The 16,666-nt window shown below is 31.5% G+C and carries 15 protein-coding genes and 1 riboswitch; of the genes, 10 read left to right on the top strand and 5 right to left on the bottom strand.

The features are described 5' to 3' along the window. Positions 1–10: 10 nt before the first annotated feature. Positions 11–1,252 (top strand): phosphoribosylamine--glycine ligase, encoded by a 1,242-nt coding sequence (purD, locus tag HMPREF2576_RS05880; RefSeq protein WP_001831701.1) that lies wholly within the window; start codon positions 11–13, stop codon positions 1,250–1,252. A gap of 132 nt (positions 1,253–1,384) precedes the next feature. On the opposite strand, the gene HMPREF2576_RS05875 is transcribed toward purD, so the two are convergent. From HMPREF2576_RS05875 to HMPREF2576_RS05865, 3 genes are read right to left on the bottom strand one after another with little or no spacing between them, the layout of a single operon-like run. After that, positions 1,385–2,191: an energy-coupling factor transporter transmembrane component T family protein gene (locus tag HMPREF2576_RS05875; protein WP_001831682.1), complete on the bottom strand. Its 807-nt coding sequence runs from the start codon at positions 2,189–2,191 to the stop codon at positions 1,385–1,387. After that, positions 2,184–3,587: an ABC transporter ATP-binding protein gene (locus HMPREF2576_RS05870; protein ID WP_002470436.1), complete on the bottom strand. Its 1,404-nt coding sequence runs from the start codon at positions 3,585–3,587 to the stop codon at positions 2,184–2,186. The genes HMPREF2576_RS05875 and HMPREF2576_RS05870 overlap by 8 nt, the downstream gene beginning before the upstream one ends. A 13-nt stretch (positions 3,588–3,600) precedes the next feature. Then, complete coding sequence (locus HMPREF2576_RS05865) at positions 3,601–4,176, bottom strand: ECF transporter S component (RefSeq protein WP_001831663.1); 576 nt, start codon at positions 4,174–4,176, stop codon at positions 3,601–3,603. An 84-nt stretch (positions 4,177–4,260) separates the two neighbouring features. After that, a riboswitch (TPP riboswitch) is annotated at positions 4,261–4,363 on the bottom strand. Positions 4,364–4,698: 335 nt separating this feature from the next. Here HMPREF2576_RS05865 and HMPREF2576_RS05860 point away from each other — a divergent pair. Then, positions 4,699–6,474, top strand: a complete 1,776-nt coding sequence (locus HMPREF2576_RS05860; RefSeq protein ID WP_002470438.1) for an oleate hydratase — start codon at positions 4,699–4,701, stop codon at positions 6,472–6,474. Positions 6,475–6,885: 411 nt separating this feature from the next. Here HMPREF2576_RS05860 and graF read toward each other — a convergent pair whose 3' ends face one another. Continuing rightward, positions 6,886–7,005 (bottom strand): glycopeptide resistance-associated protein GraF, encoded by a 120-nt coding sequence (gene graF / locus HMPREF2576_RS05855; RefSeq protein ID WP_038399392.1) that lies wholly within the window; start codon positions 7,003–7,005, stop codon positions 6,886–6,888. 165 nt (positions 7,006–7,170) lie between these two features. Here graF and auxA point away from each other — a divergent pair, with 165 nt between their 5' ends. The 5 genes from auxA (at position 7,171) to ptsP (ending at position 12,683) form a co-directional block, all read left to right on the top strand. Next, positions 7,171–8,463, top strand: a complete 1,293-nt coding sequence (gene auxA, locus HMPREF2576_RS05850) for a lipoteichoic acid stability factor AuxA (RefSeq protein WP_002470439.1) — start codon at positions 7,171–7,173, stop codon at positions 8,461–8,463. 305 nt (positions 8,464–8,768) lie between these two features. Continuing rightward, a complete protein-coding gene (locus HMPREF2576_RS05845) occupies positions 8,769–9,941 on the top strand; it encodes a class I SAM-dependent rRNA methyltransferase (RefSeq protein WP_002470435.1) in 1,173 nt (390 codons plus the stop codon). Between the two features lie 59 nt (positions 9,942–10,000). Then, positions 10,001–10,540: a hypothetical protein gene (locus tag HMPREF2576_RS05840; RefSeq protein ID WP_001831644.1), complete on the top strand. Its 540-nt coding sequence runs from the start codon at positions 10,001–10,003 to the stop codon at positions 10,538–10,540. Positions 10,541–10,695: 155 nt separating this feature from the next. Next, complete coding sequence (locus tag HMPREF2576_RS05835) at positions 10,696–10,962, top strand: phosphocarrier protein HPr (RefSeq protein ID WP_001831726.1); 267 nt, start codon at positions 10,696–10,698, stop codon at positions 10,960–10,962. 2 nt (positions 10,963–10,964) lie between these two features. Continuing rightward, positions 10,965–12,683 (top strand): phosphoenolpyruvate--protein phosphotransferase, encoded by a 1,719-nt coding sequence (gene ptsP, locus HMPREF2576_RS05830; RefSeq protein WP_001831740.1) that lies wholly within the window; start codon positions 10,965–10,967, stop codon positions 12,681–12,683. Between the two features lie 267 nt (positions 12,684–12,950). Here the strand turns inward: ptsP and HMPREF2576_RS05825 are convergent, their stop codons facing one another. Beyond that, entirely contained in the window at positions 12,951–13,187 is a 237-nt protein-coding gene (locus HMPREF2576_RS05825; protein ID WP_002470437.1) for a glutaredoxin family protein, read from the bottom strand. A 199-nt stretch (positions 13,188–13,386) separates the two neighbouring features. Here HMPREF2576_RS05825 and HMPREF2576_RS05820 point away from each other — a divergent pair, with 199 nt between their 5' ends. Genes HMPREF2576_RS05820 through HMPREF2576_RS05810 form a run of 3 tightly spaced genes read left to right on the top strand, consistent with a single transcriptional unit; the run spans position 13,387 to position 16,470 of the window. Further along, on the top strand, positions 13,387–14,742 hold the full coding sequence (locus HMPREF2576_RS05820; protein WP_070856260.1) for a cytochrome ubiquinol oxidase subunit I: 1,356 nt from the start codon (positions 13,387–13,389) through the stop codon (positions 14,740–14,742). Next, a complete protein-coding gene (locus HMPREF2576_RS05815) occupies positions 14,739–15,755 on the top strand; it encodes a cytochrome d ubiquinol oxidase subunit II (RefSeq protein ID WP_002467583.1) in 1,017 nt (338 codons plus the stop codon). The genes HMPREF2576_RS05820 and HMPREF2576_RS05815 overlap by 4 nt, the downstream gene beginning before the upstream one ends. A gap of 55 nt (positions 15,756–15,810) precedes the next feature. Further along, positions 15,811–16,470 carry a potassium channel family protein gene (locus tag HMPREF2576_RS05810; RefSeq protein ID WP_001831652.1) on the top strand — a complete coding sequence of 220 codons (660 nt, stop codon included), beginning with the start codon at positions 15,811–15,813 and terminating at the stop codon, positions 16,468–16,470. Positions 16,471–16,666 lie beyond the last annotated feature (196 nt).

Raw genomic sequence — 16,666 nt, 5'->3', positions numbered from 1 at the left:
GGGTAATCTATTGAAAGTTTTAATAGTTGGAGCTGGTGGACGTGAACATGCATTAGCTTCTAAAATCAATCAATCTCCAATTGTAGATAAGGTTTACGCGATTCCAGGAAATGATGCAATGGTCAATATTGCTGAAGTGCACAGTGAAATTGCTGAATCAGATCATCAAGCTATTTTACATTTTGCTCAGCATAACGCAATTGATTGGGTAATCATTGGGCCTGAACAACCTTTAATAGATGGGTTAGCTGATTTATTAAGAAATGCAAATATTAAAGTGTTTGGTCCAGGACAAGATGCCGCTCAAATTGAAGGTTCAAAATTATTTGCCAAGCAATTAATGGACAAATATCGTATTCCTACAGCAGAATATAAAGAAGTAAGTTCACGTAACGAGGCGTTGCAATATGTTGAAACTTGTGATTTACCAATCGTAATAAAGAAAGACGGTTTAGCAGCAGGTAAAGGGGTTATTATTGCTTTTACGAGAGAAGACGCATTAGAAGGGGTCAAAAAAATTTATCAAGAAGAAAAAGGGAAAGTCGTTTTCGAAAGTTATTTAGAAGGAGAAGAGTTTTCTTTAATGACTTTTGTAAATGGAGATTATGCGGTTCCTTTCGACTGTATTGCTCAAGATCATAAGCGAGCATTTGATAATGATCAAGGACCAAATACTGGTGGGATGGGCGCATATTGCCCTGTACCCCACATTGATGCATCTGTTCTTGAACAAACCAATAAGGAGATTGCTCAACCTATTGCTAAAGCTATGGCACAAGAAGGTCATGACTTCTTCGGATTACTATATATTGGTGCAATTTTAACAAAAGATGGACCTAAAGTTATTGAATTTAATGCACGTTTTGGTGATCCTGAAGCACAAGTATTATTAACACGTTTAGAAAGTGACTTAATGCAACTCATTATCGATTTGGAAAATTGCCAACCCATTCATTTTAACTGGAAAGATGAAGCTGTTGTAGGAGTAATGCTAGCATCTAAAGGATACCCTGGTTCATATGAAAAAGGGCATGAAATAAGTGGTTTTAATCTAGATTCTCATTATTATGTGAGTGGATTAAAGAAAGAAGGTCAATGTTTTGTGAATTCTGGTGGAAGAGTTATCCTAGCTATAGGGGAAGGTCCAACAGTTGAAAAAGCACAAGCAAATGCATATGAACATGCACGACAAATAAAAAGTGATAATCTTTTTTATCGTAATGATATTGGGAATAAAGCCATCACTAAGTAAAATTGATTGTTCAATTTGAAATAAAGTCCTTCGTTGATTGGATAAGATCAACGAAGGACATTTTTTATGATTTCTATTTACATTGGAATAAAATGAATATTTACTTTTAATTAAATATTTGGTGTATGATTATTAGTCTAATTGTCCAAAACGGACATCATGAATACCAGTAATTGGAAGGTATGATGATAAGACAAATGACAAAGTAATGATAATTAATATACAAGCAATAAATACGATATCTTTATATGAAAATGGTACCCGATAGTAGTATGTTCTCGGACCATCTTTAAAACCTTTAGACTCCATTGCAACTGAAAGTTGATGTGCACGTCGAATATTTTGACTTAATAAAGGTATGACTAAATGGTTAAGACGCTTGATTCCTTTATAGTTAGATGCATCTATCATTTGATAACGCATTTTTAGGGAACGTCTTAATTGAATAAGAGAACTTATTATAAGTGGAACCATTCTAATCGCTGCCATAAAAGCATAAGCAAACTTTGGCTTTACCTTTAAATGTTGCATTAAACTATAAAAAATCATTACAATTTGTGAAGTCAATGCGATTAGTATACCAAACATTGAAACGGTAATTGTTCTCATAGATAGATGAAGACCTCGTACAATACTTTCTGTACTTATTTGCAAAATACCAAATTTTACAAGCATATGTTCTCCATCACCATATAAAATCATAAATAATGATGACATCAAGGCAAAGAGGGTTGTAACTAAAATAAATATTGCAGTTATTTTAAATTCTGTACCGTTAAATAAAAGTAAGAACATAAACATTAATATGACGATATAAATCATAAAGTCGAAGTTATGGATAAATATAATGAAAAAGAATAATGCGATACCTAAAAGTAACTTAGTAATAATATTTACATCATCAACGAAGGTGTGGCGTTTTTTCCATCTTTCAAACAATGTGTTCACCTTCCATTTCTTTAAGACATCCATCTTCCACGCGTAATCGTCTTGTTGGATATCGTTTAATAATTTCTGGATCATGTGTCACCATGATAATTGTTTGACCTTGATTAACGCGTTCTTGAAATAACTTAATAAGTTGAAATGTATTATGACTATCTAGGCCGAATGTTGGTTCATCTAGTAAAATAATCTCTGCCTTTGAACTTAATGCTGTTGCAACACTTAAACGACGCTTTTGGCCTGTTGATATTTCAAAAGGATGATGATCCTTAACTTGATCTAAATGTAATAATTTTAACAGATCCATGGTTTCATCATTCGCATGCTTAGGATCTAAATGATTATAATGAATATACACTTCATCATAAACAGAATTAGTAATAAATTGTAATTCAGGGTTCTGATATACCAAATACATATGCTTTGCCGCTTGTTTAATTTTAGATAATAATTGATCGCGATAAAACATGTCACCTTTATATTTAATCAGTTGTAACATAGCTTCTAGTAAAGAGGTTTTACCAGCACCATTTTTACCAGTGATTGTTAACCATTCACCTGAATACAGTTTAAACTCCTTGGATGAAAAAAGTGTCTTTTTACCTCTAATAATTTGCCCGTCGTCAAAATGAAATAAGAGGTTCTTTGTTTGATTAGGTAATGGGATGGGGCGTGGTGCACTGTGCCATGCTCTAGGGTGCCAAACTCCATATTCAGTTAATAACGCTTCATAATGATCTAAGATTTGTTCTGGGGTGTCGTCAGCAACAATTTCACCATCATAATTTAATAACAATACGCGGTCAACATGTTGCCAAATATGTTCAACCTTATGCTCAACAATTAAAACTGTTTGATCTTCCCAAAGATTGATTAATTTCTTCCATAAATCTTCAGTTGCTTTCACGTCGAGCATTGCAGTAGGCTCATCTAAAAAAAGTGTCTTTGATTTTTGTAGTATTGTTTCAACAATAGCTAACTTCTGTTTCATGCCACCACTTAGATTATTGACATATGTTTTATGAGTAACATTAAGGTCTACAGACTTTAGTGCGTCTTCGATTTCTTGATCCATCTCACTTCTAGGAATATTTCTATTTTCTAAAACAAATGCAAGTTCTTCATATACTTTTGGCATACAAAATTGATTATCTGGATCTTGAAATATAACGCCACTATCATGATCAATATTCAATTCATCATATTTCATCGGAAGTTCAATTAAATTAGGTACTATTCCACTTAATACATTAAGTAATGTGCTTTTACCTGATCCGGAAGGACCGAGTAAAAGCACTTTTTCTTTATTTTTAATCTCAAGATTTAAGTTATCGAATATTTTCCTATCACCATTCGGATACTTTAAACGTAAATTTTTAACACGTAACAATTAAAAAATCCCCTTATAGGTTATCGTAATCTTGTTGTGATGCTGGTCTAAAGAATTTAGTTACACCGGTTTTATCTAATGCTTTGACAATCCAGTATGAAACTAAACCAGCTAATACAATTCCGCTAATTGAACGGAAAACTATAAATAGTAGTAAGTTCCATCCAGCAACTTCGTTTAAGTAACCATAGAAGTAATCCACTGGGAAAGAGATTAAAGCAGTTGCTAACCCAGCTAGCATTGCTACAGCAGCAGAACGTGATTTGTATTTAAAAATAGCAAATATAATTTCACAAGCCAATCCCTGTAATATCGCATATATGATAGTAGGTATATCAAATTTTCCCATAACAATCGTTTCACCAGCTCCAGCTGCGATTTCTGCTAATAATGCTATACCTGGCTTAGGAATGATTAAGTAACAAACGACTGCTGCCATAAACCATACACCATATGTAAGTTGTTCTAAGTGAATACCCGCAACTTGTACAATATTGTAAACAAACCACCATAAGTTATAAATGATGGCAAATACTACTGAAATTAAAACTGTCACAAGAATTTCAGATAGTTTCAAACCTTTTGACATAAAAAACATCCTCCTAAAAAACGCACAACCTTCTCTAGGAAAGTTGTGCGTCAGAAGCTACATCTAATCATAATCCATTAGATTAGATGTATAACAACACTTTCCTACGCTAGTAACTAGCTAGATCAGGTTCGAAGGGTTTGAGGTTGGCCTCATCTCAGTAAAGAATACACCCCTAGTGCGTTCAATTATTTAATTAATTTAAATGTATGATTTTTATCATATATTGTCAAGGTTCTTTCGAGTATTGTTATTTAAATGAGAAATATATTTACTATTTTAGAGATGAATTGCAATAAATGTGTATCGAAGTAAAATTTATAGAATTAATGATTTAAATTTTTCTAACCAGTCTTTAATTTGATATTAAAAATAGCTAAATAAAAATGATTAGTATAGTTTTAAGTAAACTAAATTAAAAAATAACCAATTGTTTGTGTTATTACACAATGAGGAGTAAAATATACTTGAAAGCGATATCATATAGATTTTCAAACTTTATCTAATTGGAGTGATGTTTCTATGTATTATACAAATAGTAATTACGAAGCGTTTGCTCGACCTAAAAAACCTGAAAATGTTGATAGTAAATCAGCCTATTTAATAGGGTCTGGATTAGCTTCTTTAGCTGCAGCATGTTTTTTAATTAGAGATGGACAAATGAAAGGCGAGAATATCCATATTTTAGAAGAGTTAGATATCTCAGGCGGAAGTTTAGATGGCATCAATATGGAGCATCATGGCTATGTAGTACGTGGTGGCAGAGAAATGGAAAATCATTTTGAATGCTTATGGGATTTATTCAGAAGTATACCATCACTTGAGCAAACTAATGCTTCTGTGTTAGACGAGTTTTATTGGTTAAATAAAGAAGACCCTAATTATTCTAAATGTAGAGCGATTGAAAGTGGAGGTAAGCGTATTGATACTGATGGTGATTTTACATTAACAAAAAAAGCAATTAAAGAAATTTTAAATTTATGTTTGATGAAAGAAGAAGATTTAGACGATGTTAAAATCACTGATGTCTTTTCAAGAGACTTTTTAAATTCTAATTTTTGGCTTTATTGGAAAACAATGTTTGCATTCGAGCCATGGCATTCAGCGATGGAGATGCGTAGATATCTTATGCGTTTTGTGCATCATATTGGTGGTTTAGCAGATTTTAGTGCATTAAAATTTACTAAGTATAATCAATATGAATCTTTAGTATTACCGATGATAGAATATCTAAAATCACATAGCGTGAACTTTGAATTTGGAGTACAAGTGAATAATATTTTAGTTGATGCAACACCATCTACTAAAATTGCTAGAGAAATCATTTTAACTAGAGATGATAAAGAAGAATCTATCCCGTTGACAGTTAATGACTTGGTATTTGTTACTAATGGAAGTATTACCGAAAGTTCAACCTATGGTGATAATGACCACCCTGCTCCTATAACACATTCTTTAGGTGGTAGTTGGACATTATGGAAAAACTTAGCTAATCAAAGTCCTGAATTCGGAAGACCTGAGAAATTCTGTGATCACATTCCAGCTAAAAGTTGGTTCGTATCAGCAACGGCAACAACAGATAATAAAAAAATAATCTCATATATCGAACAATTATGTAAAAGAGATGTTTTATCAGGTCGGACAGTCACAGGCGGTATCATTTCTGTCGCTAATTCGAGTTGGCAACTTAGTTTTACAGTGAACCGTCAGCAACAATTTAAGAAACAACCTAAAAATCAAGTTAGTGTATGGATTTACGCATTATACTCTGACGAAAAAGGAGACTTCATTAAAAAGCCAATCACGGAATGTACTGGTAGTGAAATCTGTCAAGAATGGTTATATCATATGGGTGTTCCCCAAGAGGAAATTGTTGAATTAGCTCAATCAGAATGTAACACGATTCCTGTTTATATGCCATATGTAACTGCATATTTCATGCCTAGAGCATACAAAGATCGACCGTTAGTAGTACCGAATGGCTCTAAAAATTTAGCATTTATTGGAAACTTTGCAGAAACAGCACGGGATACTGTATTCACTACAGAATATTCAGTTAGAACAGCTATGGAAGCAGTTTATCAATTGTTGGATGTTGATAGAGGTGTACCTGAAGTTTATGCCTCCGAATTTGATGCACGCGTACTGATGGATGCATTTTATGAATTAAATGATCGTAAATCTTTACATGAACTTGTTAATAAAAACTTTATTAAAAGATCAGTATTAAATACAGTGCTGAAGAAAATACGTGGTACTTTCATTGAAGAATTGTTACGTAAACATAAATTACTATAGTGTAATTAAATGATAAATATAACTGTCGTCCAAGATATAGAATTTTGGCGACAGTTTTTTCTATCAATGATATTAATAATGATTTAAGAGCTATGACGCAAATCCTGCGAAAAAGTAGTCGTAAAATTGTTGTGTAATTTCTTTAGGATAAATAAATATTCTGCTGAATTTTACATAAATGTCAACTGTGAAATAAAAAAGGTTAAATAATAACGTAGATTTGTATTAAAAGAAATTATTATAATGATAATCATAGATGAACGCCTTTATTAGTACAGAAAAAAGACAATTTCTATCAAAATTTTAATAGAAATTGTCTTTTTATATTACTTATGAACTCAATGATTCAACGATTTAAATGCTAATAAATCATCTTATTATCTAGCATAAACACTTATATCATTAGTGAAATTAATCTAGTGTATCTTGAATATCTTTCTTTGTTTGTTCGATATCATCTGTTTTTTCTTCGTTTTGTTCTTTAAGTTTTTCTTCTACTTCTTTGGCTTTTTCTGCTGATTTTTTTCGAATTCTTTATTTGTCATAAAAATTCACCTCTTTAATAGGATTTCAGTTTACACAAATGTTTTACCCCGTTATTCTATTAATAAACGTTTGTAGGACTATAGATGTATTTCATGATATTTTAAAGACAATTAAACAATCTTCATATATAATAATTTTGAGGTGAACAGTATGTCTTTTCTTAGGAAACACACCGAAATTATATTTAGTTATATCATCGGTATCGTTTCACTTTTTACAGGTCTCATTATTTTTATTAACTTACCTTTAATCAAACAATTTAAAGGTGACAAAAAGGTTGATACGCATGTGCATAACGTATGGGAATTCCTAAATGCCTTTTTTGCCGAGATTATAAAAGTGATGAGTAAATTTATTGGTGGCTTTCCAATTACAAGTGCCATAGTAATCATCGTATTTGGTATTCTAGTGATGCTGTTAGGTCACACTTTATTTAGAACTATTAAATACGATTATGACATTTCAATTTTCTTTTTAGTTATTGGCATTATGTACTTTATCATTACATTATTGCTAATGACACAAGTGTATGGCTTTTTTGCTATCGTCTTTATTATTCCTTTTACAGTTCATATTGGTTACATAGTTTATAAAGATGAGTTGAACCAAGACAATCGAAAGAACCATTATATGTGGATTATTGTAACTTATGGAATGAGTTATCTTATTACCCAAATTTCGCTATATGGACGTATTGACGCAAATGAAATTGAATCAATTGATATTTTAAGTGTAAATACATTCTTCATTATTATGTGGCTATTAGGTCAGATGGCTATATGGAATTTCTTATTCCTAAGACGTTCATTACCACTCACTAAAGAAGAATTAGGCGAAGAGGAACCTGAACTTTCAAGAACTAATAAAGGCAATGTATCTAATCAAACTAAAGTTCACTTAAAACAACTACAAAATAAGACAACCGAGTATGCACGTAAGACTAGAAGAAGTGTTGATTTAGATAAAATTAGAGCCAAAAGGGACAAATTTAAGCAAAAAATTAACAGCATAGTAGATATACAAGAGGACGATATTCCAAGTTGGATGAAAAAACCTAAATGGGTTAAACCTATGTATGTTCAATTGTTTTGTGGTGTAATTATTCTGTTTTTTGCTTTTCTAGAATTTAATAATAGAAACGCATTATTCTTAACTGGTGAATGGGAGTTATCACAAACGCAATATGTAGTTGAATGGGTAACATTATTATTGCTACTTTTCATTATTATTATTTATATTGCAACTACATTAACTTATTATTTAAGGGATAAATATTATTATTTACAACTCTTTATGGGCAGTATTTTATTCTTTAAATTTCTTACAGAATTTATCAATATTATGGTACATGGATTATTATTATCAATTTTCATTACGCCAATTTTATTATTAATGCTTATTGCAATGATTGTTGCTTATTCTTTACAGTTGAGAGAAAAATAAATAGGTTAAATTTGATTTATAACAACTAATCATTGGTGAAAATACTTAACTTTTCAAATCAATAATTGTATTTATCTAACTTTATATTCAATGACCAGTAAGAAATATCACAGAAAGGTTTCTATGTGAGCAATACATTTCATGGGTGGGATAGTGAATTCAGAATGAATTTCGTCCCACTCTTTTTCTGTGTGATTCACTAAAGTTATTTGTTAAAATGATGTTGAAATTATATGGTGTTAACTGATTTACAAAACAAAATTATCATAACTAACAGTGATAAAAATTAAGAGAGGTATTCATTTATGAAACTTGCTACGCTAAATAAAGGCAAAGAAACAAAGTATTTAAACCACTATCCATTAATAGATGAAGAAGATTTATTTGAACATGATCATCTTAAAGAAGGTGATTTGATAACACTGGTGACAGAGCAACAACAATATATAGCTACTGGATATATTGGAAGACAACATAAAGGATTAGGATGGGTATTGAGTTATAATCAAAATGAAGAGATTAACACTTTGTTTTTTAAACGTTTATTTGAAGCTGCATTAGAAGAGCGACAATACTATTTCAACATAGAAGGTACAAATGCATTTAGATTATTTAATGCTGAAGGTGACGGTGTAGGTGGTCTGACAATTGATAATTATAACGGACATCTTTTAATTCAATGGTATTCGAAAGGAATATATAAATTTAGATTTCCTATCTTAGAAGCAATCAAAGAGGTATATGAATACATTTCAATTTTTGAGAAAATGCGTTTTAAAGGTACTTCCTACACTGGTGGCTTTGTAGAAGGTAATGCTCCTGAATTTCCTATCGTTGTAGAAGAAAATTTTACCTTTTATAATGTAGACCTAAACGATGGTCTTATGACTGGTATATTTTTAGATCAAAAAGAAGTTAGAAAAAAATTAAGAGATCAGTTTTCAGAAAGACGATACGTACTTAACTTATTCAGTTACACTGGAGCGTTTTCAGTAATAGCAGCTGAAAATGCAAACTCAACAACAAGTGTAGACTTAGCAAATCGCTCTAGAGGGCTAACTGAAGAAAATTTTGGTTTAAATGGTATTAATCCTAAATCTCAATATATTTATGTTATGGATACGTTTGATTTTTATAATTATGCAGGACGACATGGACATCAATACGATACAATTGTTATTGATCCACCTAGCTTTGCGAGAAATAAGAAAAAAACATTCTCTGTTCAAAAAGATTATAATTTATTAATTGAAGGAGCCCTTAACATTTTATCGCCAGGAGGTACATTACTATTATGTACGAATTCAAGTGCATTTTCTCTTAAGGCATTTAAAAACGTAATAAAGAAAACATTAGCCCAAAATAATATTGAATATGAAATAAATGAAGTAATGGGGTTACCTAAAGATTTTAAAACTCATCCTCACTACAAACCTTCAAAATATTTAAAAGCAGTATTTGTAACAATAAAACATTAATTTTCTATAAATATGGGTATAAATCACTGTTGAAATTTTATTTGAAAGGATGTCATTATATGGGAATTAGAAGTAAACTAACTAATAATATTACAAATAAAGTAGGGAACTCATTATTGAACATAGAGGAAATTAAAGAGAAAGGTGATTTGCCAACTACACAGGAAGAACTTAGACAACGCAGAGAAAGAGCTGAAACTTTAGTTAAAAAGAAATCGCTACTTTCCTCCGGTGCTAGTATTGTCCCTATTCCAGGACTTGATTTTGGAGTAGATCTTAAATTAATGAGAGATATTATAGAGGATGTAAATAAAATTTATGGTTTAGATCACGATCAAGTTAATTCATTGAGTGATCAAGTGAAAGAAAGAATTATGTCTGCAGCGGCAATTCAAGGAAGTCAATTTATTGGACGTAAGGTATCTGAGGCGTTGCTTAAAGTTGTGATTAAAGATGTAGCTAAACGAGCAGCTGCCAAACAAACAAAATGGTTCCCGTTTGTTGGGCAAGCTGTATCTGCATCCATTAGCTATTATTTTATGAGCAAATTGGGTAAAGATCATATTAATAAATGTGAAAAAGTTATCAATAACTTATAGAAGTGTTATAATCGTCTCGAGGTGCAAAATTTATATGTTGAAAACGATTTTAAACGAATTGAATTTAGCTATAGGTTTTGGTAAAGTTAAGTTGTAAATATTTTGTTAGATTGTAATAATATTGAAGATTCTAACTGTACAAAGGAGAGTTTAATATGGAACAAAAATCATATGTAATCACAGACGAAACAGGGATTCATGCTCGCCCTGCTACAATGCTAGTACAAACTGCATCAAAATTTGATTCAGATATTCAATTAGAATATAACGGGAAGAAAGTTAATTTAAAATCAATCATGGGTGTAATGAGCTTAGGTGTAGGTAAAGATGCTGAAATAACTATTTATGCTGACGGTAGCGATGAAACTGACGCAATTCAATCTATCACTGATGTCTTATCAAAAGAAGGTTTAGCTGAATAATTATGTCTAAATTAATTAAAGGGATTGCTGCATCAGATGGTGTGGCAATCGCAAAAGCTTACTTAATTGTAGAGCCAGACTTATCCTATGACAGTAACGAAAAAGTTACTGACATAGAAAGTGAAGTTGAAAAGTTTAATGACGCTATCGAAGCTTCAAAAATCGAATTAACTAAAATAAGAAATAATGCCGAAGCTCAATTAGGTGCTGATAAAGCAGCGATTTTTGATGCACATTTACTTGTTTTAGATGATCCAGAATTAATACAACCCATTCAAGACAAAATTAGAAATGACAAAGTCAATGCTGCAACTGGTTTGGATGAAGTAACGACACAATTTATTTCTATTTTTGAGTCAATGGATAATGAATACATGAAAGAACGTGCAGCTGATATCAGAGATGTTTCTAAACGTGTATTGGCTCATATTCTAGGTGTAGATTTACCTAATCCTAGTTTAATCAATGAAAGTGCTGTCATTGTAGGTAATGACCTCACACCTTCAGATACAGCACAGTTAAATAAAGAATTTGTTCAAGGTTTTGTAACTAATATCGGTGGTAGAACAAGCCACTCTGCAATTATGAGTCGTTCATTAGAGATTGCAGCTGTTGTCGGTACTAAATCTATCACTGAAGAAGTTAAACAAGGTGATATGATTATTGTAGATGGTATGTCCGGAGATGTTATCATAGATCCTACAGAAGATGAGTTAATTGCTTATCAAAATAAACGTGAGCGTTTCTTTGAAGATAAGAAAGAACTTCAAAAATTGCGCGATGCTGATACAGTAACAGTTGACGGTGTTCATGCTGAACTAGCTGCTAATATTGGTACTCCAGATGACTTATCAGGAGTTATTGATAACGGTGCACAGGGGATAGGTTTATACCGTACAGAATTCTTGTACATGGGTAGAGACCAAATGCCTACTGAGGAAGAACAATTCGAGGCTTATAAAAAGGTACTTGAAACTATGGACGGTAAACGTGTAGTTGTACGTACTTTAGATATTGGCGGAGATAAGGAGCTTCCATACTTAGATTTGCCTAAAGAAATGAATCCATTCTTAGGTTATCGTGCGATACGTTTATGTTTAGCACAGCCGGAAATCTTTAGACCACAATTACGTGCATTACTACGTGCTTCAGTCTATGGGAAATTGAATATTATGTTCCCAATGGTAGCAACAATTAAAGAATTCCGTGACGCTAAATCAATGCTTCTTGAAGAGAAAGAAAATCTTCTTCGCGAAGGTTACGAAGTTTCAGATGATATTGAATTAGGTATTATGGTTGAAATTCCAGCTACCGCGGCACTTGCTGATGTATTTGCTAAAGAAGTAGATTTCTTTAGTATAGGAACGAATGACTTAATTCAATACACATTAGCTGCTGACCGTATGTCTGAACGAGTTTCATACTTATATCAACCATATAATCCTTCAATTTTACGATTAGTTAAACAAGTTATTGAAGCTTCTCATAAAGAAGGTAAATGGACTGGTATGTGTGGTGAAATGGCTGGAGATCAAACAGCTGTGCCTTTATTATTAGGTTTAGGTTTAGATGAGTTCTCAATGAGTGCGACTTCTATCCTAAAAGCTAGAAGACAAATCAATGGTTTAAGTAAAAATGAAATGGCTGAACTTGCTAATAGAGCTGTTGAATGCTCAACGCAAGAGGAAGTCGTTGATTTAGTTAACCAATTAGCTAAATAATTGACTTTAAAAAGAATATTTTAAGAGTCTGGGACATAAAGTTCTTAGACAAGAAAAAGACAATTTCTATTGAAATAATATAGAAATTGTCTTTTTATAATTGTTTAAATTATATTCGTTTGTTGAATTGCTATTTTTCAAAATATGTCCTATATTTTTCATTTTGTTAATATATTATATTTATTTAATAAATTATTTAAAGGCGAGGATTTTGTTTAGCTAGTCTGAAAATTTGAAATTAAACACGCATAAAATAATAAATAGAAATTAAGGTGTAATATTCAATTCATCATTCAATTTTTCCATATCTACTTGATACATTGGCATCCCTTTAAGCAAAATAAAAGGTGTAGCAAAAGCATCGTAATTCATCATTTCATTTTTATATTTTTGGTTTTTGATATTTTTTTCTGTAAATTTTATATTTTTATTTACTAAATAATTTTTAATAAAAGCACAAGGTGGACAGTCATCTTGTGTATAAATAATCACTGTATCAGTCATACATTACATCCTCTCATGATTTATCTTACCACACTATATAAAAAATGAGACGTCATTTCAACTTTGTGAACGTTGTGTGAAAAGACATAAAATCGTCACAGTGATTTAAAGCAATTTAATTTAGTTCAATAGTACTAAGGACTTATAATTCTAATCACTTGTCACTCCAATAACTAAAAAAATGAAGGGTGATTAATAGATGGATTCAGTAGAAATAGCTCGATTGTTGACGGGTATGACACTTGCAGTGCATATCATATTTGCAACAATTGGTGTTGGTATGCCACTTATGTTTGCAATAGCAGAGTTTATTGGCATAAAGAAAAATGATGCGAATTATATCACATTGGCTAAAAGATGGTCGAAAGGCTACACGATAACCGTTGCTGTTGGAGTCGTTACAGGTACTATTATTGGTTTACAACTTTCACTTGTCTGGCCAACATTTATGAAAATGGGCGGTCATGTTATCGCATTACCACTATTCATGGAAACTTTTGCATTCTTTTTTGAAGCAATCTTTTTAAGTATTTATTTATACACTTGGGAAAGATTTAAAAATAAATGGACACATTTTTTCATATCTATACCCGTTATTATAGGAGGTTCATTCTCAGCATTCTTTATTACATCAGTCAATTCATTTATGAATACCCCAGCTGGTTTTGAAATTAAAAATGGTCGTATGGTAAATGTTCAGCCATTAGAAGCAATGTTTAATTCATCGTTTATGGTTCGTGCTTTACATGTAGTTGCAACTGCAGGTATGACGATGGCGTTTATATTAGCAGCCATCGCAGCGTTTAAATTATTACGTCATAATCATACAGAAGATAGAACATACCATACAAAAGCTCTTAATTTAAGCATGATTGTTGGATTCATCAATACCGTTCTTTCGATGATTGCAGGAGATTTATCTGCTAAATTTTTACACAAAGTTCAACCAGATAAGCTTGCAGCATATGAATGGCATTATGATACGCAATCTCATGCGAATTTAGTTCTTTTCGGTGTATTAAATGAAAAAACACATGAAGTTTCAGGAGCACTAGAGATTCCCGGATTACTTAGTTTTTTAGCAGATAATAGCTTTAATACAAAAGTTAAAGGTTTAAATGAATTTCCTAAAAATGAATTACCTCCTATGATAGTGCATTACTTTTTCGATTTGATGGTATCAATGGGAATATTCTGTTTTATCATTTCAGGACTATATATGTTATTTTTAATTGTTAAAAAGTTACGTAAATATGTAACTAGTAATATGATGTTATACGCTATCTTGTTAACTGGTCCTGCATCAATGTTAGCGATAGAATTTGGTTGGTTCTTAACTGAAATGGGTCGTCAACCGTGGATTATACGAGGATATATGCGCGTATCAGAAGCTGCTACCCAGGCGGGGGGAATCACATTAGTAACGACGCTATTCGGTTTACTATATCTTTTATTACTAGTTACTTCGGCTTATTTACTAATTAGAATGTTTAAAAATCAACCTGCTTATAAAGATGTAGAAAAAGTGATTAAAGAGAGAGGTGAAACAAAATGATTTACGCTTATATCGGTATAACAGTATTATGGGTATTTTTATTTTGTTATATTATTATCGCCTCCATTGATTTTGGTGCAGGATTTTTCGCATTGCATTCTAAAATGACAGGTAATGAGAAAAAGGTTAATCATTTAATCCATAGATACCTCAATCCAGTTTGGGAAGTTACAAATGTCTTTTTCGTTTTCTTTTTTGTAGGATTTATAGGTTTTTTTCCTGATTCTGCTAAATACTTAGGAACAGTTTTATTAGTACCCGGATCAATAGCTTTAATTCTTATTTCTATACGAAGTAGTTTTTATGCTTTTGAAAATTATGGTCAAGATACTAAACTGCCCTGGATTGTATTATATGGTTTAACAGGGCTGTTAATTCCAGCTTCTCTAGCAACTGCTCTAACAATTTCAGAAGGTGGTTATATCTATGAGCATGGCACACATATTGATTTAGACTGGATACAATTATTATTAAGTCCATTTGCATGGTCTGTAGTATTCTTAGCCATTGTTTCAGTTCTTTATATTTCATCAGGTTTTTTAACATATTATGCTCATAAAGCAAATGATCAACCTGCTTATGATATGACACGACAATGGCATATTTTTTGGGGGCCACCTATGATTGTGATTTCATTATTTGTTTTCTTATCTCTTAGAATTCAAAATTCTGATCACTTTAGAACTGCTATTTTTAATTATTGGAGGATGTTTGCAATCAGCTTTATATTTTTTATAATAGCTGGATTACTGACTATATTTAAAAAGAAACACGGTCTAGCTTTTATCATGGTTATATTGCAAATGTTATTTGCATTCTTTGGCTACGGAATGAGTAAACTTCCATATTTACTTTATCCGTTTATTAAAATTACAGACTCCCATGTCAATCCGGAAATGGGATTATCATTAGTTATTGTTTTTGTTTTAGGTTTACTTTTATTAATTCCATCGTTAATATTATTATTAAGATTATTTGTTTTCGACAAAGCATATGTGGAAGGAAAGAAATAATAAGACTCTGAGGAATGTTAGTAATCATTCCTCTTTTATATAGTGGAGGACGAATATGGATAAAGAGTATGTCGTAATTGGACTAGGGCGTTTTGGTGGTAGTATTGTTAGAGAACTTAACGCATTAGACATGGATGTTATGGCTATTGATAGAGACGAAAATCGTGTTAACGAATATAGTGATATAGCAACACATGCAGTTGTTGCTGATACAACTGATGAGGCAGTAATGAAGAGTTTAGGAATACGTAATTTCGATCATGTTATTGTCGCTATTGGTGAGAATATACAATCTAGTACACTAACGACGTTAATTCTTAAAGAATTAGGTGTTAAAAAGGTTACTGCTAAAGCCCAAAATGATTATCATGCTAAGATTTTAAATAAAATAGGTGCCGATACTGTTGTGCACCCTGAAAGAGATATGGGAAGACGTATTGCTCATAATGTTGCTAGTGCTAGTGTCCTTGACTACTTGGAACTTGCTGATGAGCATTCAATCGTTGAATTAAAATCTACAGAAAAAATGGCAGGACAAACAATTATTGAATTAGATATTCGAGCTCAATATGGTATTAACATTATAGCAATTAAAAGAGCTAAAGAATTTATAGTCTCTCCAGACCCTAACATCAATATTGAAATAGGAGACATTTTAATTATGATTGGTCATGATAATGACTTAGGTCGCTTTGAAAAAAATATAAGCAAGTAAATGTTTGCATATCCAATTTCAAATTGATGTATGTGTACATTATAAGCGAATTGTTAAAAAGTGAAATTTGTTTCTTTTTATTTTTAAAACATTGTAATTGAAAACTAGTTTATAATGTTGAATCTTTTTTAGTATTTAAATAGATTAATAAAATTGTATTATTTTAAGCTTAGACATAACAAAGTACACTTAATTA

The sequence above is a fragment of the Staphylococcus sp. HMSC063F05 genome, assembly GCF_001837075.1.
Taxonomy (GTDB): Bacteria; Bacillota; Bacilli; order Staphylococcales; family Staphylococcaceae; genus Staphylococcus; species Staphylococcus epidermidis.
Note: the sequence above shows the minus strand (reverse complement) of the source record. Positions and strands in the feature narration are given on the sequence as shown.

Excerpts from the sequence above, each read along its gene's own strand:
- HMPREF2576_RS05865 (WP_001831663.1), bottom strand. The coding sequence starts at position 4,176 with ATGTCAAAAGGTTTGAAACTATCTGAAATTCTTGTGACAGTTTTAATT.
- HMPREF2576_RS05860 (WP_002470438.1), top strand. The coding sequence starts at position 4,699 with ATGTATTATACAAATAGTAATTACGAAGCGTTTGCTCGACCTAAAAAA.
- auxA (WP_002470439.1), top strand. The coding sequence starts at position 7,171 with ATGTCTTTTCTTAGGAAACACACCGAAATTATATTTAGTTATATCATC.
- HMPREF2576_RS05845 (WP_002470435.1), top strand. The coding sequence starts at position 8,769 with ATGAAACTTGCTACGCTAAATAAAGGCAAAGAAACAAAGTATTTAAAC.
- HMPREF2576_RS05840 (WP_001831644.1), top strand. The coding sequence starts at position 10,001 with ATGGGAATTAGAAGTAAACTAACTAATAATATTACAAATAAAGTAGGG.
- HMPREF2576_RS05835 (WP_001831726.1), top strand. The coding sequence starts at position 10,696 with ATGGAACAAAAATCATATGTAATCACAGACGAAACAGGGATTCATGCT.
- ptsP (WP_001831740.1), top strand. The coding sequence starts at position 10,965 with ATGTCTAAATTAATTAAAGGGATTGCTGCATCAGATGGTGTGGCAATC.
- HMPREF2576_RS05825 (WP_002470437.1), bottom strand. The coding sequence starts at position 13,187 with ATGACTGATACAGTGATTATTTATACACAAGATGACTGTCCACCTTGT.
- HMPREF2576_RS05820 (WP_070856260.1), top strand. The coding sequence starts at position 13,387 with ATGGATTCAGTAGAAATAGCTCGATTGTTGACGGGTATGACACTTGCA.
- HMPREF2576_RS05815 (WP_002467583.1), top strand. The coding sequence starts at position 14,739 with ATGATTTACGCTTATATCGGTATAACAGTATTATGGGTATTTTTATTT.
- HMPREF2576_RS05810 (WP_001831652.1), top strand. The coding sequence starts at position 15,811 with ATGGATAAAGAGTATGTCGTAATTGGACTAGGGCGTTTTGGTGGTAGT.